The organism is Ignavigranum ruoffiae (assembly GCF_900110675.1).
GTDB lineage: Bacteria > Bacillota > Bacilli > Lactobacillales > Aerococcaceae > Ignavigranum > Ignavigranum ruoffiae.
In genome coordinates this window covers 44,548-70,667 of sequence record NZ_FOEN01000001.1, presented here as the reverse complement: position 1 = coordinate 70,667, position 26,120 = coordinate 44,548, and the positions used below count along the sequence as shown (strand labels likewise).

Sequence of the window (26,120 nt, the reverse complement as noted above, 5' to 3'; positions counted from 1 at the left end):
TCTAGTAGAGCGAGGTGAAGCAATGATTAAGGATATCCCCATCTATCTGCAAATTTCGAGATACATAGAGAACGAAATTCTTCAAGGTCACCTAAAGGCGGAAGATCAAGTTCCTTCGATGAATGATTTTTCTAGAATTATGCAAGTCAATCCGGCAACGGCTGGTAAGGGACTTAATGCCCTTGTCGATCAGGGAATCCTATTTAAGAAAAGAGGTTTAGGTATGTTTGTTAGTGAAGAAGCTCTGGCGATTATTCGCCAAGAACGAAAAAAGCGTTTCATGCACACTTTGTTACCTGAATTTATCCTTGAAGCCCAGCAGTTAGATATTTCAATGACAGAATTAGAACAAATGATTAAGGAGGAATACCATGCTAAAAATGATTGAGTTGGAGAAAGCTTATGGTAAAAACATGGTTTTATATAATATTAATCTCGAGTTAAATAATCAAGAAGGAATTTATGGTCTATTGGGTCGTAACGGAGCCGGCAAAACCACGATGATGCGTATGCTCTATAACATGATCCCGACATATCGGGGACGAATTGAGCTCAATGGACAAAATCTCAAAGATAATCCTGAAGCTTTAAGTCAGCTCATCTATGTCGGTGGGGATATTTACAAAAACAATCATCTTTTCCAAGGTAAAATCAATAAACTATTAAAAGTATATCAACAATTGTTTGCTAATTTCGATCTGGATTTCGCCAAGAAGATGTTAGCCGACTTTCACTTAGACCAGAAAAGTAAATTTAGCAAACTATCTACCGGTAATAAAACCCTGATACAAAATATACTAGGTTTAGCTAGCCGCTCGGCCATTACCATTCTCGATGAACCAACGAACGGATTGGATTCAGTCAACCGGCAAATATTCTTCCGGCATCTAATTGAAGACCATCAACAACATCCGCGCATGTTTATTCTATCAACTCATCTAATCCAAGAAATTGAACCTTACTTAACCGATGTCATTATGTTAAAAGATGCCAAAATATTAATGCATCAGCCCTTAAGCGAGATTCAAAACAAAGCTTATCGAGTCATCAATTATCAGCTTAACAACAAGAATATTATTCACCAAGAAAACTTATCTGGTTTAGAAACTATTGATATCTATGATGATTTAAGCAAAGATGAAATCGAACAGATTCACCAAGCGGGTGGCAAGGTCGATTCACTGGGTTTGCAAGCACTCTTTAATTATTTAATGGAGGGATAATATGAAACGTGCACTCACACTTAGAAAAATACAACTCTTAGAATCTTTTAAATATGGAAGCTACTTTACTTTATTTTTGCTACTTTTAGGCTTAGTAATTGACTTTTTCTTAAAGGCGCCTGGGAGCGGATTTATCTTTAGTACAATGCCTGATATTTACGATCTAGCAGTCATTTTCATGTTATTTGTTTACTTTTTGAGTTTCTTAATACCAATTTTCGATGGCCTTTCATACTACGATTCGGCCTTACGTCTAGGGATTAGCCGGCGTTATTATTTTCTAATTAATATACCGATTTATTTAATCATTGCCGGTCTATCTCTTTATTTGAATAAGTTCGGGGATATTGCTACGACGGATTCCTCAGCAAATCTATTTCAATTGGCTTTCCAAAGCTTAAACTGGCAAGATTACTTCATTATGTTAGCCAAAATGCTCTTTTATGCGATTCTATCTTACAGCTTTTATAAAATTGGTTGGAAAATATTAATACCGCTAATTTTAGTTCCAATTATTTCTGGCCTATCAACGATGATTCTTACTTCAGAACAATTTCAATTATTAGATATTAATAAATTAATGAATATCTTTAATTTTGTAACAGATCATTTAACTGAAATTTATCTATCTGCCTCTCTGATTTTAATCGGCATATATTATGGCTTTACGCAGAAGTTTGAAGTACAAAATTAGTAGAAGGGCTGTCTGCTATGACCTAATAAGCTATTGTTATGGTTGTTCAAACGAAAATTCAGCGATAAATAGACAGAAACCAGAAAATTTTTATAAAATCGAATGCCCCCTAAAGTTGAACCATGCAGCCAACTTTAGGGGGGCATTTTTGTCTCTATAAATCTTTTTGCTGTCTAATAAATCAGATTTCCAGGTCCTAAAAACAATCAACGATATCAACATACTAGAGTATGTCTTGATAGATTCCTATTTTTCTCTTTCTAGTAAGGCTTTACGGGAAAGATTAATTCGGCCTCGTGGATCAATTTCCATGACCTTGACTTTAACCCGATCACCAATCGCTAACACGTCTTCAACTTTAGCTACCCGATGATGTTCTAGTTCAGAGATATGAATCATGCCTTCTTTTTTCGGCAGGATTTCTACAAAAGCACCGAACTTCTCAATCCGTTTAACGACCCCTTCATAGACTTCACCAGCAACGATTTCATGCGTTAAGATTTCAATTATTTCTTTGGCCCGATCAATCATCGCTTGATCACTTGAAGCGATTGATAGGTTGCCATCATCGTCGATATCAATCTTGACACCTGTTTCATCAATAATTTTATTGATGGTTTCACCACCCTTACCAATTACCACTTTAATTTGGTCCGGGTCAATCTTCATCATTTCTATCTTCGGTGCATAAGGACTTAAATCTGGACGAGGAGCAGCAATCGTTGAAGCAAGATGGTCTAATAATTGCATCCGGGCGATCCGAGCTTGTGCCAGCGATTCACGCAAGATTTGTTCAGTAATGCCCTTAATCTTAATATCCATCTGTAAGGCCGTAATCCCTTGGCGGCTACCTGCAACCTTAAAGTCCATATCACCCAAATGATCTTCCAATCCTTGGATATCTGTTAAAATAGTATACTTACTTTCATCATTTGGATTCATCATTAAGCCCATAGCAATTCCAGCAACCGGTGCTTTAATGGGCACACCGCCATCCATTAAGGCTAAGATTCCCGCACAAATGGAAGCCTGAGAAGAAGACCCATTCGATTCTAAAACTTCAGCAACCAAACGAATGGCATATGGAAAGTCTTCTTCGCTCGGAAGGATCGGTTCAATGGCGCGATGTCCTAATGCCCCATGACCAATCTCACGTCGACCAGGTGAACCATAGCGGCCGGTTGACCCGACTGAATATTGAGGGAAATTATAATGATGCATAAAGCGACGTGATTCTTCTAAGCCTAGACCGTCTAAAGATTGTTGTTCACTTAATGGCGCGAGCGTTAGTGCTGATAAAGCTTGAGTTTGTCCTCGAGTAAATAAAGCTGACCCATGAGCCCGAGGTAGGAAAGCCACTTCAGAAGATAAAGGACGAATTTCATCGATTCGTCGACCATCCGGACGAACCTTATCATCTGTAATTAAGCGACGTACTTCATCGAATTCTAATTGATCAGCAATTGCAATAATTTGTTGCAATTTTTGGTCAAGCTCTTCTTCCTCAGACCAGCGAGCTTGATAATCATCATGAATTTTTTCTTTGACGGCTTGAATATTGGCTTCCCGCTCCAATTTATCAAAGGTTTGAATAGCTTCGGTCATCAGCGGATTGTATTGCTCTTGAATCTCAGCTAACAGGATCGGATCAATTTGTCTGAGATCCACTGCCATCTTCTCTTGGCCAATCGCTGACCGGATATCTTCTTGGAAGCGACATAATTCTTGAATTGCTTGGTGGCCAAATAATAAGGCTCCAAGCATCACTTCTTCTGATAATTCTTGAGCGGATGATTCCACCATGTTAATGGCTGTTTTAGAACCAGCCACGGTTAAATCTAGATCTGAGGCTGCTTTTTGTTCAACAGAAGGATTAATCACAAATTTACCATCAACACGGCCAACATGAACACCGGCAATGGGACCATCAAAAGGAATATCAGAAATGGTTAAGGCTAAGGATGATCCTAGCATGGCGGCCATTTCCGGCGTATTATCTTGATCCACTGATAGGACAGTATTAATGACTTGGACTTCATTAAAGAAACCTTCTGGGAACATCGGACGAATCGGCCGGTCAATCAATCTGGCAGTCAAGGTAGCATGTTCAGAAGGACGCCCTTCTCGTTTAATGTAGCCACCTGGAATTTTTCCGACAGCGTACATTTTTTCCTCATAATTTACGGTCAAAGGAAAGAAGTCTTGATTTTCTTTAGCTTCTTTCTCACCGACTACAGCAGTTAGAACTACTGTATCACCATAGCGAACTAAGACGGCTGCATTGGCTTGTTGAGCTACATGACCGGTTTCTACAACCAATTTACGCCCGCCCCATTCTGTTTCAAATACATGTTTTGTCATTCTAGTTCTCCTTTGTTATGAATTGGGAGACTACTAAACAAATATCAATCTTTTAATCGGATAAAAAACTCATACTTGTATAGTAGCAAGCTAGCTAAGCTAACGAACTCCCAACAAACATTTTAACATAATAATATCTCAAGACGCAAAAAAATCAGGACAAAAGCTGTCCTGATGATGTTGATTAGCGACGTAATCCTAAACGTTGGATTAATTCACGGTAACGTTGTACATCGTTCTCACGTAAGTATGCTAACAAGTTACGACGATGACCGATTTTCTTCATAAGCCCACGATAAGAATGGAAATCTTTCTTATGGGTATGAATATGTTCATTTAATGAATTAATATCATGTGTTAACAATGCAATTTGTACTTCTGGAGAACCAGTATCTCCTTCATGAGTAGCATAATCAGCAATAATTTGTTGTTTCATTTCTTTAGTCAATGCCATCTCATTTCACCTCTTTCTTTTTAAAAATAGTCCCAATGCTAAGAAAAACGTTGGTGATTCGTTAATCTGAGCATGGGGCTTAATAATTGCTTCGCAGCTTCGTTCGTCGATGCAAAAGATAGCAACAAACAGCCACTCAAATAGTGTAACCTACTTAAATTTAATAATCAAGTCTTTTTAGTGACTTTCTTGCAAAACTTTATAAAGGGTCTTCGCAATAATAATGGTAAAGTGTTCCATACCTAATGGTGAATGGTGGATCTCATCCTCGCCATACCAATCAGGGTGACCCTCTTGATAACTATGCCAATCAATTTCGTGGACATTTGGATAGTCCTCAGCCACTTCCTTAATTAATCGATTGACTTCATCAATATGTTGAACACGAGAATTTGTATTAATAAAGAATACCTGACGGTCACCAGATAATTCAATCATCTCGTCTAAGGCTGGTCGGTCTAAACTGGCATTGGTGCCCAAATTAATGACCACATTTTCTTGAACCTCACCATCGGCAAGCATTTGTTTATAAATAGGAATTGCATCCCAAATTTGTAAACTACCCTGACCATAATAATTCCCATTCAAGAAAATTTCTAAGGTATTTATACCATTAATGCTGACAATCGAATCACCAAATAATGTCATTGGTACTTCAGTGGCGAAAAGTAGCTCTTCTTTACTTAAGTTTTCAACGACAGTTGGATGAAAAGCTTCTAATTCATCAAAGAGTCCCTGATTCTCATTGAGTCGATCAAGAAAAGCTTGAATCTGATCTTGTTTCACATTTACCAGATAATTGACCAAACGTTCATTTTCTCGATTCTTAATATAATGATCCGTCAACGATTTGACCGTATCTTCTTGATCAGCTTGACGGCTGACCCGAGTCGCAAAATGCTGGTCTAAATCCTTGATCTCATCTTTGACTTTGATTAGCGGTTTTTCAGCCGGATAGGCCTCTTTGAGCATGTTTGGCGCAAAGCGATAGGTTTGATACTCTAGTTCGAACAAAGCAACCCGTTTATCATTGCGACTATTAAACACGGCAAAGCCGAAGCCAATCAAAGCTAGACAGAATAGTCCTGAAAACACACAGCGAGCAAACCATTTTTTCGGTTGGGTCCGATCTTTTAACAGAGCCAAATTCTTATGCCAATCCCATTGATTGGCGAAAGGAATCTGCCAAATCGGTCTCTCTGCCAAGCGATAAGTCACTTCGCCGAAGAAAATAATCCCTAAAATACTGAGACTATTAATCATTAGCATATTACCATTGAAACGGCGGAATTGCCCCATCATGATGACAATCACTGGATAATACCAGAGATAATACGAATAGGACCGCTTACCAATAACATCAAAAATCGGATTGCCCCAGAAAAAACGTGTAATCGGTGGATTAATCGTAATTAACCATAGAAGAAACATGGAAATCAAATTAAAATAAGTCATCACTAATTCATAGGTCCATGCCGAATTATCTTTCGTGGTCAAGACAAAGAACAGGGTCAATCCTGTAACCAACACGGCAAAGATTGAATAAAAACTTTTGCGATGTTTCAAGTTCTGTAAATAATTTAAGATGGTCGGCAAACTATAGGCCGTTGCCATCCCTAAAGCAAAAGATGAAAACCGAGTGTCTAAACCATAATAAACCCTAGTCGGATCATCTCCTGGCTTATAAAGAAACAACATCAGACTATGACTTAGAATAACTATGATCGCCCAAAAAATTCCCTTGGCAGGCAAAGAGAACTTAAAGCGCTTGGTCAGTAAAAATAAAGGAATTGCCAGAATGAAGGATTGAAGATAGATGGCATTGTACCAGAGATGAGTAAATGGTGTCGCATTGGTCATTTGGACAAAATAAGATTGATCTGAGAAAATTTGATACCAATTACTCACAAATGCTAGCGCAGAAAGCATATCATTGCGGATATAATGCAATTCAATCGGTTTAAATAGTACAAAGCCCAGAACAATTATCATCATCATCCATAAAAGTGGCAGGAATAAACGCTCAAAAGTTTTTAAAAGATAGCGACCAATGGCCGGGTAATTTGTTTTCTGGTCGACTGGCTGGTGCTTCTCCATTTTATAGGCGAAGAAATAACCACCAAGCACCAAGAAGGTATTTACCATTAAGAACCCGCCTGGAACATAATTTGGAAATAGATGATAGAAAATTACCATCGCCACAGCGAAGCCTTTTAATCCTTCAAAACTTTTTATCCTGGACGGAAATTGAGCCAAAATAACACCCCCACAAATTTCATATCAAAACTTAGACACTTATACTAACACAAATCCCTTACTTGCGCTTATTTTTTTTGTAAATTGTTTGTAATTCAATAATAATATCGCGCAAGTCAGCCGCTGCCTCAAAGTTTAAATCTTTAGCATATTGGCGCATTTGTAATTGTAACACTTCCAATTGTTCTTCTCTTTGTTGAGCAGACATTTTACGGAACTGACCAAGCAGATCTTGCTCTTTATTCTCAGGCTCAACTTCATGGGTAATCCGAATGAGATCACGCACTTCTTTCTTAATTGTCTTGGGCGTGATATGGTGTACCCGGTTATATTCCAGCTGAATACTGCGACGTCGATTAGTTTCATCGATGGCTCGCTGCATTGAATCAGTCATGGTATCAGCATACATAATGACCCTTCCTTCAGCATTCCGAGCAGCTCGACCAATCGTTTGGACTAAAGCTCGTTCACTGCGCAAGAAACCTTCTTTGTCTGCATCAAGAATGACTACTAATGAAACTTCAGGTACATCGAGACCCTCTCTCAATAAATTAATCCCGACCAATACATCAAAAACGCCTAAACGCAGATCACGAATAATTTCAGTCCGTTCCAGGGTTTTGATATCACTATGCAAGTATTTCACTTTAATATCAAGTTCTTTTAAGTAATCGGTCAAATCCTCCGACATCTTCTTAGTTAAAGTAGTGATAAAGACCCGCTCACCCTTCTCCACTCGTTGATTAATTTCGCCAACGATATCATCAATCTGCCCTTTTATCGGCCGAACTTCAACTAGAGGATCCAACAAGCCAGTGGGTCGAATGATTTGTTCAACATATTCTCCGTTAGTATGTTCTAACTCATAAGGACCCGGAGTTGCTGAAATATAGACAATCTGATTCACATGTTCCTCAAATTCTTCTAACCTTAATGGCCGGTTATCTAGGGCACTCGGTAATCTGAAACCATAGTCAATCAACTGTTGCTTACGTGCGCGGTCACCATTATACATACCGCGAATCTGAGGCATGGTCATATGCGATTCATCTACTACAATTAAATAATCGTCCGGGAAGAAATCTAGCAAGGTGAAAGGCTGTTCCCCGGGCTTACGTCCATCCATATGACGTGAATAATTCTCTATACCATTGGTATAACCCATTTCAAGCAGCATCTCAATATCATAATTAGTTCGTTGTTCCAAACGTTGGGCTTCAAGAAGTTTATTCTCTCCCCTTAAGTAGGCTAACTGCTCTTCAAGCTCCGCACGAATCGATTCGACCGCGCGGACAATTTGTTGGGTATTGGCCACAAAGTGAGTCGCTGGAAAAATAGGAAAATGATCCACTTCAGATTTAATTTCACCGGTTAAAACATCCACTTCGCGGATGCGTTCAATTTCATTACCAAACCATTCAATGCGTAGCACCTGACTCTCCCTAGAAGCTAAGAAAATTTCAACCACATCACCACGAACGCGGAAGGTCCCCCGTTGGAAATCAAAATCATTGCGAACAAATTGCATATCGACCAGACGAGCAATCACATCTTCTCGAGCAATTTCTTGACCCTTGCGCAAAGACAAGACTTGGTCGCGATACATTTGTGGATCGACTAAACCATAAATACAGGAAACAGAAGCCACCACAATCACATCGCGTCTTTCGATTAAAGCGGAAGAAGCTGAATGGCGTAATCGATCAATTTCATCGTTAACACTGGCTTCCTTCTCGATATAAGAATCCGAAGAAGGTACATACGCCTCAGGTTGATAATAATCATAGTATGACACAAAGTATTCGACCGCATTATCGGGGAAAAATTCTAGCAATTCAGAATATAATTGACCAGCCAAAGTTTTATTATGGGCTAAAACCAAGGTCGGTTTGTTAACATTCTGAATAACATTAGCAATGGTAAAGGTCTTTCCTGTCCCCGTTGCCCCTAAAAGAATCTGCTCGCGCTGGCCGTCTTCAATTCCCTGAGTCAAACTATCAATTGCCTGGGGTTGATCCCCACTCGGTTGAAAAGGTAATTTTAATTTAAATTGATCCATGGACCCTTTCCTCTCTAGAACAAGCGTTCGCATCTTAGTATAACGCTTCATCCAATATAATGCTATAAAATCCGAAAATTTATGATTGCTTTTGTACTTTTGAATAAGTTATAATAATGTCTGTTGACTCGCTTTAATAATTCTGATAGAGTTACAAAACGCAATAATTATGAAAGAGGTGAATTCCTTGGCAAATACTGTCCAAACCATTAAACGTGTTCGTCAAACGGCTGTTAAATCAGATCGCAACACTGCTCAAATTTCTCGCATGCGTCGGGCGATTAAAAACTTCAAACTTGCGGTTGAATCTGGTGAAGGAAATCAAGCTGATTTATTTAAAGCAGCTGTGAAACAAATTGAAAATTCTGCGAATAAAGGTTTAATTCACGCAAATAAAGCTGCTCGTGATATTTCAAAATTAGCTAAATTGAATAAATAAAGGCATTTAGGTTGAAAGTTGGCTTTCAACCTTTTTTTATACCTTCTTTTACTAGGTTCTATCCTCAGCTAGAGACAATTTTAGTTAACAAGAGATAGAAATGATTTTCTGCCTGGCCGATTCCCATCTTCATCTGATAATCTATCTCAGCAAAATCATCATACAAAGCTAACAAAGCTGGCAAGGTTTTGCGCTGGCTTGTCTGATAGGCCAGTTTAACCCGATAAGGATGGACACTCAAATATTCTGCCATTTGACCAGGCATCATGCCCCGCTCTTTCAATAACTTGACTTGTAAAATTAAGCGAAATTGACTGACCAACAAAGCATGCAAGGCAATGGGTTCATTCTTCATCAGCAGTAGGTCTTGATAGATTTGGATGGCTTGGTTGACTTTTCCTTGGCTGACTGCAGTTGAAAGTTCAAAGACATCCGTTTCAAGACTTCTAGGCACTAATTGACGGACATTCTCGACCGAAAGTTCCTGTCCTGATAAGGCAAATGTATGTAATTTCTCTAATTCAATCATCGCCAAACTTAATTGGTAATTGACACGAATTAGCAATTCATCAAGGGCATGCTTGCCAAGTTTTATTTCACTGGACCTTAAATATTCCCGCACAAAACGATCTACCTGGCGTTCATCTAATGGGGTCACATCCACTAAGAGCGTCTGCTTAGTAAATAGCTGACTTAATTTACGTCTACGGTCAATCTGATCCTGCCGGGACAAAAAGACGACAACCGTCGCTGAATTTGGTGAGCTGATATATTCTGATAAGTTTTTCTCTTCTGTCTTATTAAGTTTAAGCGGACTTTGGTTAGCTAAGAAAGAGGCATTATCGACAATGATAATCCGCTGATCAGCAAAGAAGGAAAACATATTAGCTTCATCGATGACTGACTGGATTGACTCTTCTTCTAAATCGATTTGCATAATATCTAGTGCTTGATCCTTCTCTAAAGTATTAAATAATTGCTTTAAGAACTGATCAATTAAGTACTTCTCACTTCCTTGTAAGTAATACACCGGAGCCAGCTTACCCTGATGCAATTCTGTCATGACTCTCTGATAATCCATCCTGTCACCTCTCTTTAAGTATAAATAATCTCAATCCGTTTAGCTAGGTTGACCTCTTCTTTTAGCTTAGCTATGATTTAACAAAAAGGAGAAAAATGATGAAACCTTTGATTGGTATTACTGGAAACATCATGCAAGAAACTGAAAAAAATTCTAACATTCAATGGCATTATAGCTATAGTTTACAAGATTTCAGTCAGGCGGTATATCAAGCCGGTGGCATTCCGGTCACTCTTCCACTTCTCGACCAGAGTATTGCTCAAGAATTGATCAATAAAGTTGATGGCATCATCTTCAGTGGTGGTGAAGATATTCACCCTTTACTTTACAAGCAAGAGGTTCAACCAAATCTGGGTCCCGTCAATATGGAGCGAGACCGTTTCGAATTATCTTTACTGGATCAAGCCATTCAACAACAGAAAGCAATCTTGGGTGTTTGTCGTGGATTTCAACTTATTAATGTCTACTTCGGCGGCAGCCTCCATCAAGAGATTCAACAACTTGACCAGATCCATCTACAACATCGGCAAAAAAGTGATTTAAGACAGGGGCATCACTTGGTTCGCATTGACGCATCATCATATCTGTCAACCCTTATCGGGTCGACTTCCTTGGTCAACTCCTATCATCACCAAGCCATTGACCAACTAGCTAGTCCGCTAAAGGCAACCGCTTATAGTTCTGATCATATTATTGAAGCGATTGAATATATCGATCAAGATCATAGCCTACTAGCCGTCCAATGGCATCCTGAAATCCAGCTAGCGGTTAACCAAGAACAAGCTAAATTGTTTGAAGATTTAGTCTGTCGCAGTCGAAAATCGGCCCAATAATTAACAAACAAAGCATCCATGACCCGTTCATGAAGTTGTCTTAAGCGGACACTTCAGCGATAACCTGGCCAGGATGCTTTATTTTATGCTTCTTCAAATTCAAACAACCAATTCTCATCGGCCTTATTTAAAGATAATATTTGGGGCATGGCCTCCACTGAAGCATTCGTCTTGACAATCGCTCCCGTTTTTTCAATCGGGATTTCAATGGCAGCTTTCTCCGCTTCAATATTAGCCACCACCTGACCCGCTTCGACGGGACCTGCAGCATGTAAATTTATATATTCAACTTCTCCAATCTCCGCAAGAGTATCTGGATGCAAATAAACTCGATTTAATTTTCCTTCAATCAATTTATATAATAACTCTTTATCTTTTTTCATCATACACCTCAAAAATAATCTTCTGTTAGGGCAAATTTATAATTTCGATGGTGATAGCGCATTGACAGAATTAAGCCTACACCAATCATATTACTTAACAAGGCTGATCCCCCTTGTGATACAAAAGGAAGCGGGATCCCAGTAATCGGTAATAAACCAATAGTCATGCCTATATTCTCAAAAATATGGAACAGAATCATCGAAATAATTCCAGTAGAAATATAAGCATAAAATTCATTTTTTGTCTCAAAGCAGGTTTGTACCATCTGGTAAATCAAAACAAAATAAACAAATAAGAGGACTGAGGCGCCCAAAAAGCCAAAATTCTCAGCTATCGTCGTAAAGATAAAGTCAGATTCTCGAACCGGCACAGAAACTTCCGAAAAACCAAAGCCCTTGCCACTGAGTTGACCTGAACCGACAGCCTTAATACTTTGAGCCAATTGATAGCCTGAACCCTGGGTATCGCCAAATGGATTCAACCAGTTTTGAATCCGGGCCATCTGATAAGTATCAAATAAACCAGAATCCACTAAGATATGAGGGTAAAATCCGGCTAGAATAATCAAACTACCGCCACCAATAACAGCAATTAAGATAATCGGTAACAATATCTTCCAACTAATCCCTGAAATTAATATAATTCCAGCAGTGATTGAGATGATAACCAAATTAGTCCCTAAGTCATTCTGAATTTGAATTAAGACCATCGGCGGGAGCGCACATAAGGCAATTTTTCCTAAGAGGATAAAATCGGACCGCAGGCTGCGATGCAGATTTGACGCATTATGTTCAGTGACCAAACGAGCCAGAAACACGGTATAAGCAGGTTTAAAAACTTCCGAAGGTTGGAAAGAAACATTTCCCACTCTAAACCATGATTTCGCTCCAGTCTCCAAGGCCAACTGGCGATCATGGAATAAAAGTACAAGAATCAGCAGCAAAATGCCAAAGCCATAGAGCAACCTGGCTATCTTCCAATATTGTTCACTATCTAATTGTATGGTGAAGATAATGACTAGGGCTCCCACCCCATACCACAAGGCATGCATTAAGGTCGGACGTAAATCTTGTCCCTGAATTAAATGGGTAGTGGCATAGACACTGACAATGCCAATAATCGCCAATATTAATACACTAAGAATAATCCCATAGTCGATGCGAGACTCTTGTTGTCGCACCATTTGTCTAGTTGCCTTCATTTATTTTACTCCTATCACTGTCAGTCTTTACAATACTTATCTGATCTTTGAGCACCGGCTGATGACTGATAAACCCGTCACTCTTATCGATTATAATCTCACCTTGATATGGGGCAAATGGATCAGCTTTCGGATTTTTGAAATCGTAATAGAATACATTTAAATAAGCCCCCACACATAATACCATCGAGTTGAAATAGAGCCAAATCATTAAAATAATAAAAATCCCTAGTGTTTGATTCGAGATACTGTTGCCCGCAAAAGAAAGATATATTGTAAATAATTGCGAAATCAAAAAGATTCCTACAAAAGAAAAAATGGCTCCCGGCAAAGCGTATTTCAGTGGTCGGTGGACATTCGGAATGATATAGTACATCAAGACTAACAAACAAAAGACGAGGATGACCCCAAATATCCAACCCTGTTGAACAATTAAGGAAACTAAGCCAGAATAATCTGGCAATCTTTGTTCAACTAAATGTAAAATACTCTCGCCAAACACTAATAAAGAGGTCACTGCAAAAATTAATAATACCATAAAAATCGTAAAAAGATAAGCAAAGCCACGAGAAATCAGTAAATTCTTGCGGGGTTCTACTTTATAAATTTCATTAAAGACACGCTGTAAAGTATTGAAGACATTGGAGGCCGGCCACAGTGAAATAATTAACCCCAAAGAAAAAACACCAGGTGAAGTATTCTCCAAATAACCTTGTAAAATTGGCAATAAAATTGATTGAACTTCCGCCGGTACGAAATTCCGCATCATGGCTAAAATGTCCGCTGTCTTGATTGGAAGAATGGCAATCACATTCGCTAAGGCCAAAAGAATTGGTACCATGGCCCAAATGACATAGAATGACATTTCTGCTGCATAGGAGCCGAAGCGAAGTTGTTCGCTATTATCTCGGTAAGTTTTTAAGAGTCTCGACCAAATATTCTGACTTTTCTCCACTTAATTGCCCCCCTTTTATTTACTAAGATTATCACAAAGCCGAATTGATTTCATCTTAAAACAAGCGACTTTCTTTAGACTTAAGTTCAAAACATCGTTATAATAAATCTAAGAGAAATGAGGAGGCAGAATTATGTCAAATGGAGTTACTTTTTATTTTGTAAGACATGGAGAGACCTATTTTAATTTTTATGATCGGATGCAGGGTTGGTCCAATGCTCCCTTAACCCCTAAAGGCATTGAGAATGTACACCGTAGTGGTCGAGGTTTAGCTGATGTTAAATTCGATGCGGTTTATACCAGTGACCTTCAACGAACCATTGATACAGCTTTAATCCTCTTAGAAGAAAACCAGTTCAATGAAGGGTTAAAAATTGTACCGATGAAAGAATTTCGTGAAGTGTTCTTTGGCAGCTTTGAAGGACAAATTGCCAAAGATGTCTGGCCCCAATTAATTAAGTCTACTTCGATTAAATATGATTTACCTCAAGGTTCAGAAGCTGAAATTCAATATATATTAAACACCATTAAAGAATTAGACCCTTATCATCATGCTGAGAATTATGTCGAATTCTGGCAACGGGTTGAGTCTGGCCTACTGCAATTACTCAATAAGCATGCAGGAACAAATCAGACTATATTAGTCGTTTGTCACGGGATGACCATTCGTAACCTCCTCAATGGTCTGATTGCCGATTTTAATAAAAAAGAGCCCCTCGATAATGCTTCGGTATCAATTGTCGAATACCGTGATGGGCAATTCCGACTCAAAGCCTATGGTCGAACTGACCATTTTAAGGATGTCCTGAATGATTCTAATCAAGAATAACAAATTAGCACACTCAATACTCTTAGAGAAAGAGATTTTGAGTGTGCTTTTTACTGATGATTGCTTGTAACACTAGCCTTTTTGCTAAACAAACTTACTCGTACTGGGCATAATTTCCAATTTCCCGATACCGTTCATTAAATTCTAATTCGTTAGGACTAACAAATTTATAATTCTGATCAACCAAAGCTTGAAGGATTTGTTCAAAAGCATCGACAGATTTTTGTGAGGTATCATGCATTAACATCAGCATATCCCGATCAAATTGAGGCAAGGTATATTCATAGATTTCCTCAGGTGTCTCGAAATACCAGTCATTGGTATCCGTATTCCACATGGTCGAAGTCATATTATCGATTAATTCATAAACATGACGGCCCCCATCACCAAACGGCATCCGATATAATTTAGGCCGATAGCCGGTATGATTTTCGATAATATCCTGAGTAGCATTAATTTCCCATAAAATTTCATCATCAGTCATTTCTAGAAAAGTAGGATGACTATAAGAATGATTGCCGATATCATGACCCCGCGCGATGATTTCTTGAGCTACTTGGGGGACTTGATCGACATTCCGTCCGACGACAAAGAAAGTTGCTTTAATTTGGTACTTATCCAAGATATCTAGAATTTGTGGCGTAAAATCTTCATTAGGACCATCATCAAAAGTAACCGCCACTTTAGGTCGATAGTCAAGAGGAGTATCCATTATATAAGGAAGCACCGCATCCGCTTGATAAAGATTACTTAAAATCTGATCTGAAAATTTGTCGGGATCTTGCAACATCGATTGCATATAGTGGTCAACTTTTTGCAGATACTGTTGGTTAATTTTTTCTTTTAGACCTTGGTCAGCAGCTTGATTCAACAATTCTTCTATATTTAGCATGGTTTGCACTTGCTTGAGGACTTGTTGATTGTCTTTGGCTGGCAGGTCTGCCAAATCATTAACCAATTGATGAGCTTGATTCAAGGGTAACCAAGCCTCTTCAACTAATTCATAGATATGATCAATTTGTTGAGTGAAAGCATCCTGAACAGGCCAGACATACAAGTCTTTATGTTTAGCCCATAATTCTGGACTCAACTCGGCATTCAGGCTAACCTGCTCTAGTTTAGGATTATTGATATCAGTGTGTTGACTATCAACAAAATATTTAATCTTCTGTAGATTACGAAATTTACATAGAGCTAGATTGGCTTTGGTCTGTAAATCCTGACCAACATCCCCAGCTAAGCGATTGGTTACATTCATTAAATCTTGAATTTTGTGGATGGTTACATTCTCTGCTAAATAAATTTCTTGCTCATCTTGATATATTTCATTCATTAAAGCCTGGGCTCGTTGAACTCGACTCGGAAAGTTCATTGGAACAAAATATAAAATAACCAATATTGTCGTAAGAAAAAGTGCAAAACCATACCAAATTCTTTTCTTATTTATTTTTATCCAAGCATCCACCATTATTCCCCCGCATAATTTGTTACATTTATGTTACCATCCTGGATAGCGAATGCAAGCTTTACTTTCTTAAATTCTTCTATATTTTACTTGGTCAGCTTTTAAGATAAAGTTCATCTGAATTTAATTCCGATGAACACGTTCTCATTGGATTCCATTTGTAATTGTTTTCTTATTGGTCTAAAATATAATGCATTGATTCACAGTCTAAAATAAATATGGAGGTATGTATGAATAAAGAAGACTATACTAACCAGGATGTGTTTCAATTTGTTATCCCATCTCTCGTTGGTATATTGTTGTTAATGACCCCGTTTACTTATGAAGGAAGTACGACCGTTGCCGTCTCTGTGCTTTCAAATTGGATTTATCAAGGAATCGACCGAGTGGTTCCTATTCCCTATCTGATATTGTGTATTATTACACTTTCTTTTTTGATTTCTATCGTAGGGAGTCAATTTAAACCTAAATTCTTGAAAGAACATCCACTCTTAAATGAAGTCGGGCATATTTCATGGTTTTGGATGGTTGTCAGAGCGATTGGTATGCTCTTCGCTTGGCTGACTGCTTTTAAATTAGGACCCGAAGTTATTTGGTCTGAAAGCACCGGCGGTCTCATCTTAAACGACTTAATTGGTGGTCTCTTTACTATTTTCTTAGTAGCCGCTTTTATCCTACCATTTCTGACCGAGTTTGGTTTACTCGAATTTGTTGGTGTATACTTGACCAAAATTATGCGCCCCTTGTTTGATCTTCCCGGTCGTTCAGCCGTGGATTGTGTAGCTTCCTGGGTGGGTGACGGAACCATTGGCGTCACCTTAACGAGCAGTCAATATGAACAAGGATATTATACTGAGAAAGAAGCTTCGATTATTGCGACAACTTTCTCTGCGGTATCGATCACATTCTGTTTAGTCGTCTTACAAAACGTTGACCTGACAGATTATTTTGGTTTTTACTATTTGACCGTCGTATTATCCGGCATTTGCTGTGCTTTAATTATTCCCCACCTGCCACCCTTATCGAGAAAATCTGAACAAAGACTTGCTCATCCCGAAGATTTAGATGGTGATGTCATTCCGGATGGATATAGTCGTTCTCAATGGGCCTTAAGATTAGCTATCCGCAAAGCCAAAAAAAATGGCAGTGTCTGGGCTTATTTCAATCGGGCTATCAAAACTATCGTTAATTTATGGTTGAGTGTGATTCCAATTATTATGGCTGTAGGTACCATGGCTTTAATCCTATCGGAAAATACAGAAATCTTTACCTGGTTGGGTAAACCATTTCTCCCTCTGCTCCAACTCTTACAAGTCCCAGAAGCTCAGGCAGCGAGTCAAACTGTGATTGTTGGTTTTGCCGACATGGTGGTGCCTTCAATCATGGCTGCAGAAATTCAAAATCCGATGACCCGTTTTATAATTGCCAGCCTATCTGTTGTTCAACTCATCTATCTTTCCGAAACAGGTGCAGTGATTCTTGGTTCTAAATTACCCGTTAACCTTTGGGAAATTTTTGTTATTTTTATTGAACGAACCTTGATTTCCTTACCAATTATCGTCTTAATCGCGAACCTTATTTTTTGACGGGGTAAAACGTGTTAAGCCGATGGTTACGATATAATTAGGATTCATCCATCATATTCAAAACATCAAATAATTATTGTTCAGGAAAATATTAAGCCGAATACTCAGTAGAAAGTTAACCCTCTTTTTGAGAAACTTTCTTACTTAAGTATTCGGCTTTTTTTAATTTATGAAAGATAACGAAATTCTCAAAATCACAAAGATTTCTAGAATAGCATAGTTTGACAGTTACTCGGTAAGCCAACGATAGTCACTCACTGCATGACTTGAATTTTGATGTTGAGCGAGTTGACAGCGATTTAAAAACACAAAAATCGTTAATAGAATTAAACCAAAAATCCACCACTTCTTCTCTTTAGAACTCATAGGTGGACGATTCTTTTTCTGGAACATAATATTCTCCTTCTATACCTTATCTCATAAAATATGCTAAGATAAAAACAAATTTATTTCATTCAAACTGTATTATAGCAAAGAAAGGTGTTCAAATGGAACTTAGAATTAATTCAGAGCGCTGGCAACAAGCTGCCGCATTCTTCATTCGTTACCAAGTCTTTGTACTCGAGCAAGGCATCAAGGCGGAGGAAGAATTTGATCAAATTGACCTCGATCGCCCTCCCTATATTGTCATCTACGACCAGAATCTTCCTGTCGCAACCGGACGCTATCTTCAAGATGATGAACAGACATTTCGAGTTTCTCGATTAGCCACGCTTAAATCTTATCGAGGACAAGGACTAGCTACTCAAATAGTCCAAGCTATCGAACAACTTGGCCGAGAACATGGTCTTAAACATTGTCTGATTCATGCAGATTGCACTGCCCTCCCCTTTTATCAATCCCTAGGTTACCAAATTTGCTCAGAGATCTATTTAGAGGATGGCGTTGAATGCGTCAATGTTGAAAAATATTTGCTCTGATGACTTAATGGTTGCTCGTTGAGGTCCCACTGCCTCATTTAAACCATTTTTTTGTACTATCTACACCTGCTCTTTTAATCGTCCGACCTATACTTTCTATCACGATTTTACTATTTGTTTTTAGGATACTGCCCATATATTTAACAGCCTGCATCGAAGCTGAGCGGCGGATTCCTTGTCGACTGCTACTATGGGCTCCTTTAAGATAATCTTGGCTAATAATACCGACCCTCAACGTTAGGAAAGCGTTGACCGCTCCCTCCATTAAGGAGCTGACAATTAAATTAGAAATAGGCACCATACCTGGAATCGCCGAAGCAATTGATTCCCCAATAATCGAAGTCATCAGTGGCTCAATTTGATACTCAATTAAATCAGCATCTTCGATCGTCCGCGCCATCAATACCACTGAAGCGACTTCGACATAAAGCTTCAATAAGCTAATGAGTGAAGGACGAGTATGATAGACATTGGCTAACTGCCAAACCATACGAATCATGGAGAAAAGGACCACGAAACTATCCAATACCCCATTTTGAGAAATAGCAGTTGAAAGGAAAATGGCATTGGCATTCTCTAAGATCATCGGGGTAGTTAACTGGTCTAATTCTTGCAGATAGATAGCCACTGCCTCTTCATCACTTAAAGATTCAGTTTCCGCATCTGTTTGGATATATTTCTCCAGGTGTAAGCGCATTTGACGATAATACTCTTCAACTTCTTCAGCCGTAGAATCTTGGTCGATATCGATAATAGCTTGATTATTGGCCAGCTGCTGATACAACCTGACACCATAATAAATCAAGATTCCCAATCCGATGATTGTGACGATTACAGCGAGAAGCGGATGCAAGTAGCGTAAGAAATTATACAAAGTAATAAATTGATTGATGATAAATATAGTGAAAACACTCGCTAAAAAGTAAAGCAAAAACTTTCCGAGTTTTTTAAAATCATTGATCCATTCGCTCATCAAATCCCTCCTGGTTCATTTTACGATAAAATCATACTAGATCACAACGATTCTGCCGTCCGTCTAAAGGCCCATTCCACAACTTACAAAACATTTAAAAATAAATAATGCAACATAATTGCGAAAAGTCTTTATTTTTTATAAAATAATGTTACAATAATTATCAATAAGACCGACTGAAAGGAAGATACAATGATTAAATGGGTAGGTAAAGACGCTACAAAACGGATGTGCTGGACAGCTTCTGCCGACAATTACAAAGAACTATATCACATCCTAATTGATAAAGGGGTTATCAACTATGATGATCTAAGTCCTTATCAAGCTAAACAATTAGCAAAAGCAGGCTTAAAAGTAGAAGACTTTGCTGATGATCATGCTTTAAATGATGCCTTAGCAGAATTACCAGTGCTTTCTGAAGAAGAGATTCGCTTAGTCATCTATCATACGGATGATGTTGCTCAACACCAAGAATTTATTGAAGCCGAATCATTTTAAATAAACTATATTCAAAAAGGAAGCCCTACTGAGGCTTCCTATTTTGGATTCTTCATGATTTGTCACTATCGACTAAATATTTTATGCTTTCTTTGTTTCCTTGGCGCAAGATTCAAGATTTGATTGAACCATCAGCATTTCTTTGAAAATAACGAATTGCCTCCTTCAAAGGCTATAAAAGCCGATCAAAAAAGTGAAAATATTAGCGAATAAATATTATTTGACCTAGCATCCGCCCAATAAAACTAAATTTATAATAAGATGCAATAATTCTGATTTTCTGCTCAGTCGGTTATCAAGAACCCATACTGATTAATCAGCTCTCAAGGTAAGAATAAACGCTGCCACCAAGATCGATCATCCTTACTTTGAATTTCTTCTTCTAGGGCTAATTGGGACTGGCGGCTTCGATCTAACTCTGACTTAGTATGTAGATGCAATTGCTGTTCTTGATCGAGCAATTGCAACTGACTCGTCAATTGTTCTTGCAGAAATTGCTGTTGTTGCTTATACTGAGCCAATTGTTGATCTTTTTCTTCCAGGATACTAGTCAATCGATCTAATTCTTGAGTCTTCTGTTGAGTCGAGATTTTTTCTGCTTCTAATAATTGTTTTAAATAATGAACGGCTTCATTTAATTTCTTGATACGCTCATTTTTTGTGTCCATTTTCCGACTAATATCTTCTTTAATTTCTTCTCCCTTAATCCTTAGGAGGAGGGCTTGCCTTTCATCTGCCGAAATAATAATCATTCCTGAGGCATTCTTTTCTTGCCCTCCACCAATTTGTTGCAGATGGTAGCGGATCGTTCGACGAGTTACCTCAAATTCATCAGCAAGTTCTGAAATCGTCCAATAATCTTTAATAATGGGCCCCCCTTTCATTTGGTGAATATGTCTATTGCTATATTATCGCAAAAATAGAAAATTAAGCAAGACAGAAAATCAGAGTCAGGTTAAATCATCTCTAATATAACTAAGTGAATAATGACTTAACATTCGCTCACGATTAAATAACGATGAAAATGGGTCCGCTATTTTAAAAGTACCGGTCAGCAGTGCTTGAATTTTGACAAATATTGAATTCTACCATATAATGGAGAATATAATCTCGGGGATGTCATGGTTTCGACAGGTATTTTCGAGCTTATGATGCGTCAGGAAGGTTACGTCTTCCTAAAAACGTTACAGTTAAATATAACTGCAAAAACAACAAACAACAATTTTGCTTTAGCAGCCTAAAAACTGCGGGCAAAGATCGGCCTAGCATCGCCCATGTGTTAGTTCCCGGTCTCAAATTCAGTGGGATACGTTCTATGAATCCGTCTGCTTCATAGAAAAGAGACGACCAGACTCGCTACAAGTGATGCGTGTTTATCAGCTAGCTTGATGCTAAAGTAAAGAATAAACTATTGGCGTAGAGTTGTAAGTGGCGGAATATTTGGACAGGAGTTCGACTCTCCTCATCTCCATTTTTTGAATTTGTTAAGTTTGAAAACATCTCATAAAGCTTGATATAATCATGTTTATAGGAAATATGATCCCTAATCAAAGCTAAAAGTGTCATGGAAACCATGAATTTTTCATGTTACCATAAGATACTTTTGATAATAATCGTACACAGATTAATTAACAAAAGGACTAGCAATGTGACTAGTCCTTTTTTGCTTGCTAATTTCCAATACTCATACCCTGTGATTCTTTTGGCGGATTTTACGAACAACTTTAATGATTAATTATCAATACTCTCACCCTAAATCATCCAAAATTTATTGCTTAGGGTTAAATTTAATCCAGTAAATTATTAGCGCTGAGAGACTTATACCTGAGCCTGCATGTGATACATCTCAGCATATTGGCCACCTTGTGCCAATAATTCTTGATGGTTGCCCCGCTCAATAATTCGACCTTGGTCTAAGACCAGGATTAAATCTGCTTGTTGAATCGTTGATAAGCGGTGAGCCACAATCAAGGTCGTCCGGCCCGCCTTCACTACTTCCATCGCGTGTTGAATCACATCTTCCGTTTCCGAATCAATATGAGAAGTCGCTTCATCCAAGATTAGAATCTTAGGATCACAGGCTAGCGCTCGCGCAAATGAAATCAATTGACGTTCTCCTGAGGATAGGCTTTGGCCCTTTTCAACGACTGGCTCTTCAATCCCCTTCTCCAATTTATCAATTAAAGGAATCGCCCCCACCTGTTGGAGGGCTTCTACAACTTTCTCAGGACCAATTTCTGGATCGTTCATTGAGACATTAGAAGCAATCGTTCCTGAGAATAAATAAGGCTCTTGCAAGACAATCCCCATCGATTGACGTAAACTCTCACGACGATATTGATCAATCGCTTGTCCATCAATTAGAATCTGACCCTTTTGCGGATCATAAAAGCGAAAGAGTAAGTTAATAATTGAAGACTTGCCTGAACCGGTATGGCCCACTAAACCCACGGTTTGCCCGGGCTGAACCTCAAAGTTTAAATCTTGTAAGACCCAATCGTCGTTATAGGCGAATGAAACTGAATCGAATCGGATATGACCGTCATCTACCCTAATTTCTTGGTCAGCATCTTCCTCTAATGGCGTATCTAATAATTCAAAGATTCGAGTCCCAGCGGCTAAAGCCAGTTGGACAAAGGAACTTAAACGGACAATCATGGTAATCGGATCGAATAATCTCGTAGTATATTCAATGAGTAAGTAGAGTGTCCCAACACTATAGCCAAAGATCCCTTCAGTAAATTGCCGACCTAGATAGAACATTATGGCAAAAATCACTAGATTCCTTAATAACTCAGAAAAATTCCAGGAAAGTAAGGTTTCAATATTAATCTGGTCATAGCGTGTCTTTAACCAAGCTTGATTTGTTTGCGCGAATTCTTCGCGAACCGTTGCTTGTCTTTGAAAGAGTTGGACAATTGAAATTCCATGAATCATCTCGGCTATCTGACTATTTTGTTGACTAATAATCTCCCGCCATTTTAAATTAATTGGCTGAACCCACTTAATATATAACCATTGCCAAATGACAATGATCGGCAAGAGTACCAATAGGGTCAGACCAATTTGTGGACTCACTGAATATAGGGCAATATAAGTTCCCACCACCATGACTAAATTTAGAAGAATTTGATTCATAAAATTCATATAGAAATTTTGTAACAGAGTTTCGGTATCATTAACAATTCGGGCCGAAATTTTACCTGCGGGCTTATCGTCAAAGAAAGAAATCGGTAAGCGCTGCATATGTTGATGGGCTTGATCGCGAATCATCTTGGAAATAGCATTAGAAGATCTCGCCAGAATCAGGAAAGAAGCATAGGCCAACAGAATACCTACACTCATAATCATGAAATAAAAGAATAAATCTGGCCAGAGGGCTTTCAAGGATAGCATCTGGCCACTTTTGGCTCCATCAGCTACGCGGTCAATTAAGCGACTGGCAATCATCGGTCCATAAATAGCTAAGCCTGCTGAGGCAACTGACAAGATTGTCCCAATCAAGAACTGCCCCCAACGATAACGGATATATTTAATTAATCTTATAAAAACTTTCATGATTTGCCCTCCATTTGTTGGCGGTCAAACTGTTCTTTAAACCAACCATGATGCATTAACAGCTCTTGTGCACTGCCCTGTTCAATAATTCTTCCATCGTCCAAGACAATGATACTATCGGCTTCCATCACCGCAGAAAGTCGGTGGGTGACGATGATATTGGTCTTACCCCGGCGAATATTCTGAATTTGGTGAATAATGGCCTGTTCTGTCTTCGCATCGACAGCCGATAATGAATCATCGAGGATCAGTAATTCAGGTTGACGAATCAAAGCGCGAGCAATCGAAACCCGTTGCTTTTGTCCTCCCGAGATGGCAACCCCCTTTTCTCCAATTAAGGTGTCAAACCCTTGGGACAAGTGGGATATATCTTTCTGGAAGTCAGCCCCGGCGACCGCTTGATTAAATTCTTCTTCTCCAGCCTGGTCATTACCAAATAAGATATTTTCGCGAACCGTCTTTGAGAAGAGCACGTGATCTTGAGGAACATAACCAATTAAGCCTTCAATCTCTTGGATACGATAAGACTGAATCGCCTGGTCATTAATCATAATTCGTCCTTCTTGATCGACCGGATACTGGCGTAAGAACTGAGCGATTAAGGTTGTTTTCCCGGACCCCGTTTTACCCACAATACCTAGGGTTTGGCCTTTCTTCAAGGCTAGACTGATTCCTTTTAAAGTGGGTTCCGCTTCGCTCGGATAAGTAAAGTAATAATCATCGAAGGTGATTTTGTCGAAAGTTTCTAGCGCTTGCTGACCTGAAGCCTCAACTGGATTATCATGCTCAATAATTTCTTGAATCTTCCTAAAAGATACCTTGCCCGTTTGATACAAGGCAAAAATATCGGAAATCCCCCAGATAGTATATAAAAACATGCCTAAATAAATTTGAAATGCTACCAGTTGGCCTACGCTCATATCCGCTTGGCTGACTAATTGACTACCATAGCCAATACTTACCAGCACACTCAATCCCGAGAAGAAACGTATCAATGGTGTATATAGGGCATTGGCCAAATAGAGATGATTAAATTTATCGGTCACTGCCTGGGTTTTCTCTTGAAATTTGGCTTGCTCCAAGTCTCGCCGTCCGTATGCCCGCATTACCCGGACCCCTTCAACCACTTCTAAAACTTGATTTGATAACTCGGCGACAGCATCCCGACTTTCAGTGTATCGCTGGTCGACGACTTTCCCCAAAAAGAAAACACCTAAACCAAAAAACACTAATGGAAACACACTAATCAGGGTCAATCGCCAAGAGACCATAACAATTAAATAAGTTAATAACATAAGCATCCAAAGCCCGTCAACAATAATTAATAATACACCATAAGTCATCGTATTACCTAGCTGATCGACATCTGACGTTAATCGGGTCATCAAATCCCCGGAACGAAAACTTTGAAAAAAAGGCTTCTTAAAAGTTAATAAGCGTTCAAAGGTTTTCATGCGCAAGGCATTCTGAAATAAATACGATTGTTTGAATAATATTCGAACCAGTACCAAATCATTCACATAATTCGCTAAAGCAACCAAGGCAAAGATACTGGCATAAAGTTTTAATTGAGGCCAAGTTAAACTGGCAGCAACAATCCCATCCACAAACAACTGAATCATATAATTATTAGTCACATAAAATCCTGCACCAATAACGGCAAGAAAGACCCCTAATAAATAGACCTTAGGATTTTCTTTGATAAATTTCCACAAACTGTTTATCATTTGGCTTTCCTTTCCTTCTCAATCTATTTCTTCAACCTAAGCAAAATTTCCATAGAAAAAAGACCTAGTTAAATACTCCTTCAAAAAGCATTCACTAGGTCTCCTTTATTCAACTTATTTGAACAAAGAGAAAGTCTGAAAGGCTGAAAGAAGAAATATTACTATATTATTTTGGCTAAAAACAAATGTGCTCATGATTATTTCTCCTTTCTTTTTTATTACTTTTTCAATATATTATAAAATAATTAGAATGTCAATGAAAAATGAGAATTTTGTGGATTTATCAGCAAAGAATCTATTGCTGATCTGTTGGAAGTTGGTAAATATACTTAGGTTCTTTCAATTCCTCATCAAAATCAATCAACAAATCGTGGCCATCAAAAAACCATAAATCATCATCTTCAATGAATAATAACAAGCCATGGTCCGTTCGCAAGACGGTCTGGGTATCTGGACTCGGTTGATTCGGTTCGAAACCTAAGGCATAACCTTTCATAATTTGTGAATTCCCATAGAGCCGAGCTTTAAAGCGAATCCCACATCCTTCAGGTAAGCCAACTTCCTCTTCAAACCATTGAGCAGCACGGGGTACAATCGAAATCTTCATGGAAATTCCTCCTCATA

General features: G+C 38.6%; 24 protein-coding genes and 1 other RNA gene. 10 read left to right on the top strand and 15 right to left on the bottom strand.

All coding sequences use genetic code 11. The features are described 5' to 3' along the window. Nucleotides 1-22 precede the first annotated feature (22 nt). The 3 genes from BMX34_RS00320 to BMX34_RS00310 are packed head-to-tail and all read left to right on the top strand — an operon-like array spanning nt 23 to nt 1,917. Nucleotides 23-388, top strand: a complete 366-nt coding sequence (locus BMX34_RS00320) for a GntR family transcriptional regulator (protein ID WP_092569611.1) — start codon at nt 23-25, stop codon at nt 386-388. Continuing rightward, nucleotides 372-1,223 carry an ATP-binding cassette domain-containing protein gene (locus tag BMX34_RS00315; protein ID WP_092569609.1) on the top strand — a complete coding sequence of 284 codons (852 nt, stop codon included), beginning with the start codon at nt 372-374 and terminating at the stop codon, nt 1,221-1,223. The genes BMX34_RS00320 and BMX34_RS00315 overlap by 17 nt, the downstream gene beginning before the upstream one ends. Before the next feature lies 1 nt (nt 1,224). Further along, nucleotides 1,225-1,917, top strand: coding sequence for a hypothetical protein (locus BMX34_RS00310; RefSeq protein ID WP_092569607.1), 693 nt, complete (start codon nt 1,225-1,227; stop codon nt 1,915-1,917). A 246-nt stretch (nt 1,918-2,163) separates the two neighbouring features. Here the strand turns inward: BMX34_RS00310 and pnp are convergent, their stop codons facing one another. The 4 genes from pnp to uvrB all read right to left on the bottom strand — a co-directional run bounded on the left by pnp (nt 2,164) and on the right by uvrB (nt 9,047). After that, entirely contained in the window at nt 2,164-4,278 is a 2,115-nt protein-coding gene (gene pnp, locus BMX34_RS00305) for a polyribonucleotide nucleotidyltransferase (RefSeq protein ID WP_092569605.1), read from the bottom strand. 184 nt (nt 4,279-4,462) lie between these two features. Next, on the bottom strand, nt 4,463-4,732 hold the full coding sequence (rpsO, locus tag BMX34_RS00300) for a 30S ribosomal protein S15 (protein ID WP_092569603.1): 270 nt from the start codon (nt 4,730-4,732) through the stop codon (nt 4,463-4,465). A 177-nt stretch (nt 4,733-4,909) separates the two neighbouring features. After that, on the bottom strand, nt 4,910-6,988 hold the full coding sequence (locus BMX34_RS00295; RefSeq protein ID WP_092569601.1) for an acyltransferase family protein: 2,079 nt from the start codon (nt 6,986-6,988) through the stop codon (nt 4,910-4,912). Between the two features lie 58 nt (nt 6,989-7,046). Beyond that, entirely contained in the window at nt 7,047-9,047 is a 2,001-nt protein-coding gene (uvrB, locus tag BMX34_RS00290) for an excinuclease ABC subunit UvrB (protein WP_092569599.1), read from the bottom strand. A 187-nt stretch (nt 9,048-9,234) separates the two neighbouring features. Between uvrB and rpsT the strand changes: the two genes are divergently transcribed. Beyond that, complete coding sequence (gene rpsT, locus BMX34_RS00285) at nt 9,235-9,486, top strand: 30S ribosomal protein S20 (protein WP_234971648.1); 252 nt, start codon at nt 9,235-9,237, stop codon at nt 9,484-9,486. A 64-nt stretch (nt 9,487-9,550) separates the two neighbouring features. Here the strand turns inward: rpsT and holA are convergent, their stop codons facing one another. After that, nucleotides 9,551-10,567 (bottom strand): DNA polymerase III subunit delta, encoded by a 1,017-nt coding sequence (gene holA, locus BMX34_RS00280; RefSeq protein ID WP_092569595.1) that lies wholly within the window; start codon nt 10,565-10,567, stop codon nt 9,551-9,553. Nucleotides 10,568-10,665: 98 nt separating this feature from the next. Here holA and BMX34_RS00275 point away from each other — a divergent pair, with 98 nt between their 5' ends. After that, nucleotides 10,666-11,400, top strand: a complete 735-nt coding sequence (locus BMX34_RS00275; RefSeq protein ID WP_159428800.1) for a gamma-glutamyl-gamma-aminobutyrate hydrolase family protein — start codon at nt 10,666-10,668, stop codon at nt 11,398-11,400. 83 nt (nt 11,401-11,483) lie between these two features. On the opposite strand, the gene BMX34_RS00270 is transcribed toward BMX34_RS00275, so the two are convergent. Genes BMX34_RS00270 through BMX34_RS00260 form a run of 3 tightly spaced genes read right to left on the bottom strand, consistent with a single transcriptional unit; the run spans nt 11,484 to nt 13,940 of the window. Next, nucleotides 11,484-11,783 carry a biotin/lipoyl-containing protein gene (locus BMX34_RS00270; RefSeq protein WP_159428799.1) on the bottom strand — a complete coding sequence of 100 codons (300 nt, stop codon included), beginning with the start codon at nt 11,781-11,783 and terminating at the stop codon, nt 11,484-11,486. A gap of 8 nt (nt 11,784-11,791) precedes the next feature. Beyond that, the gene (locus BMX34_RS00265) at nt 11,792-12,985 is read right to left on the bottom strand and encodes an FtsW/RodA/SpoVE family cell cycle protein (RefSeq protein WP_092569588.1); all 1,194 of its coding nucleotides are present in this window, start codon (nt 12,983-12,985) and stop codon (nt 11,792-11,794) included. After that, entirely contained in the window at nt 12,972-13,940 is a 969-nt protein-coding gene (locus BMX34_RS00260; protein WP_092569586.1) for a YihY/virulence factor BrkB family protein, read from the bottom strand. Before BMX34_RS00260 ends, BMX34_RS00265 begins: the two co-directional genes overlap by 14 nt. Nucleotides 13,941-14,073: 133 nt before the next feature. Here BMX34_RS00260 and BMX34_RS00255 point away from each other — a divergent pair, with 133 nt between their 5' ends. Further along, entirely contained in the window at nt 14,074-14,769 is a 696-nt protein-coding gene (locus BMX34_RS00255) for a histidine phosphatase family protein (protein ID WP_092569584.1), read from the top strand. Nucleotides 14,770-14,863: 94 nt separating this feature from the next. Here BMX34_RS00255 and BMX34_RS00250 read toward each other — a convergent pair whose 3' ends face one another. Beyond that, nucleotides 14,864-16,237, bottom strand: a complete 1,374-nt coding sequence (locus BMX34_RS00250; protein WP_092569582.1) for a polysaccharide deacetylase family protein — start codon at nt 16,235-16,237, stop codon at nt 14,864-14,866. A gap of 227 nt (nt 16,238-16,464) precedes the next feature. Between BMX34_RS00250 and BMX34_RS00245 the strand changes: the two genes are divergently transcribed. After that, nucleotides 16,465-17,820: a YjiH family protein gene (locus BMX34_RS00245; RefSeq protein ID WP_092569580.1), complete on the top strand. Its 1,356-nt coding sequence runs from the start codon at nt 16,465-16,467 to the stop codon at nt 17,818-17,820. A 228-nt stretch (nt 17,821-18,048) separates the two neighbouring features. On the opposite strand, the gene BMX34_RS09685 is transcribed toward BMX34_RS00245, so the two are convergent. Continuing rightward, the gene (locus tag BMX34_RS09685) at nt 18,049-18,213 is read right to left on the bottom strand and encodes a hypothetical protein (protein ID WP_159428798.1); all 165 of its coding nucleotides are present in this window, start codon (nt 18,211-18,213) and stop codon (nt 18,049-18,051) included. A 95-nt stretch (nt 18,214-18,308) separates the two neighbouring features. Between BMX34_RS09685 and BMX34_RS00240 the strand changes: the two genes are divergently transcribed. After that, on the top strand, nt 18,309-18,740 hold the full coding sequence (locus BMX34_RS00240; RefSeq protein WP_092569578.1) for a GNAT family N-acetyltransferase: 432 nt from the start codon (nt 18,309-18,311) through the stop codon (nt 18,738-18,740). A gap of 34 nt (nt 18,741-18,774) precedes the next feature. On the opposite strand, the gene BMX34_RS00235 is transcribed toward BMX34_RS00240, so the two are convergent. Next, nucleotides 18,775-19,713 (bottom strand): DUF697 domain-containing protein, encoded by a 939-nt coding sequence (locus BMX34_RS00235; RefSeq protein WP_092569576.1) that lies wholly within the window; start codon nt 19,711-19,713, stop codon nt 18,775-18,777. Between the two features lie 192 nt (nt 19,714-19,905). Here BMX34_RS00235 and BMX34_RS00230 point away from each other — a divergent pair, with 192 nt between their 5' ends. Further along, nucleotides 19,906-20,211, top strand: a complete 306-nt coding sequence (locus tag BMX34_RS00230) for a hypothetical protein (RefSeq protein WP_092569574.1) — start codon at nt 19,906-19,908, stop codon at nt 20,209-20,211. Between the two features lie 323 nt (nt 20,212-20,534). Here BMX34_RS00230 and BMX34_RS00225 read toward each other — a convergent pair whose 3' ends face one another. Next, complete coding sequence (locus tag BMX34_RS00225) at nt 20,535-21,095, bottom strand: helix-turn-helix domain-containing protein (RefSeq protein ID WP_092569572.1); 561 nt, start codon at nt 21,093-21,095, stop codon at nt 20,535-20,537. 228 nt (nt 21,096-21,323) lie between these two features. Between BMX34_RS00225 and ssrA the strand changes: the two genes are divergently transcribed. Further along, nucleotides 21,324-21,685, top strand: a transfer-messenger RNA (tmRNA) gene (ssrA, locus tag BMX34_RS00220). Nucleotides 21,686-22,029: 344 nt separating this feature from the next. Here ssrA and BMX34_RS00215 read toward each other — a convergent pair. From BMX34_RS00215 to BMX34_RS00205, 3 genes are all read right to left on the bottom strand, one after another. Beyond that, a complete protein-coding gene (locus BMX34_RS00215; protein WP_092569570.1) occupies nt 22,030-23,769 on the bottom strand; it encodes an ABC transporter ATP-binding protein in 1,740 nt (579 codons plus the stop codon). Continuing rightward, nucleotides 23,766-25,496: an ABC transporter ATP-binding protein gene (locus tag BMX34_RS00210; protein WP_092569568.1), complete on the bottom strand. Its 1,731-nt coding sequence runs from the start codon at nt 25,494-25,496 to the stop codon at nt 23,766-23,768. The genes BMX34_RS00215 and BMX34_RS00210 overlap by 4 nt, the downstream gene beginning before the upstream one ends. 295 nt (nt 25,497-25,791) lie before the next feature. Beyond that, entirely contained in the window at nt 25,792-26,103 is a 312-nt protein-coding gene (locus tag BMX34_RS00205) for a HesB/YadR/YfhF family protein (protein WP_092569566.1), read from the bottom strand. Nucleotides 26,104-26,120: the final 17 nt, after the last annotated feature.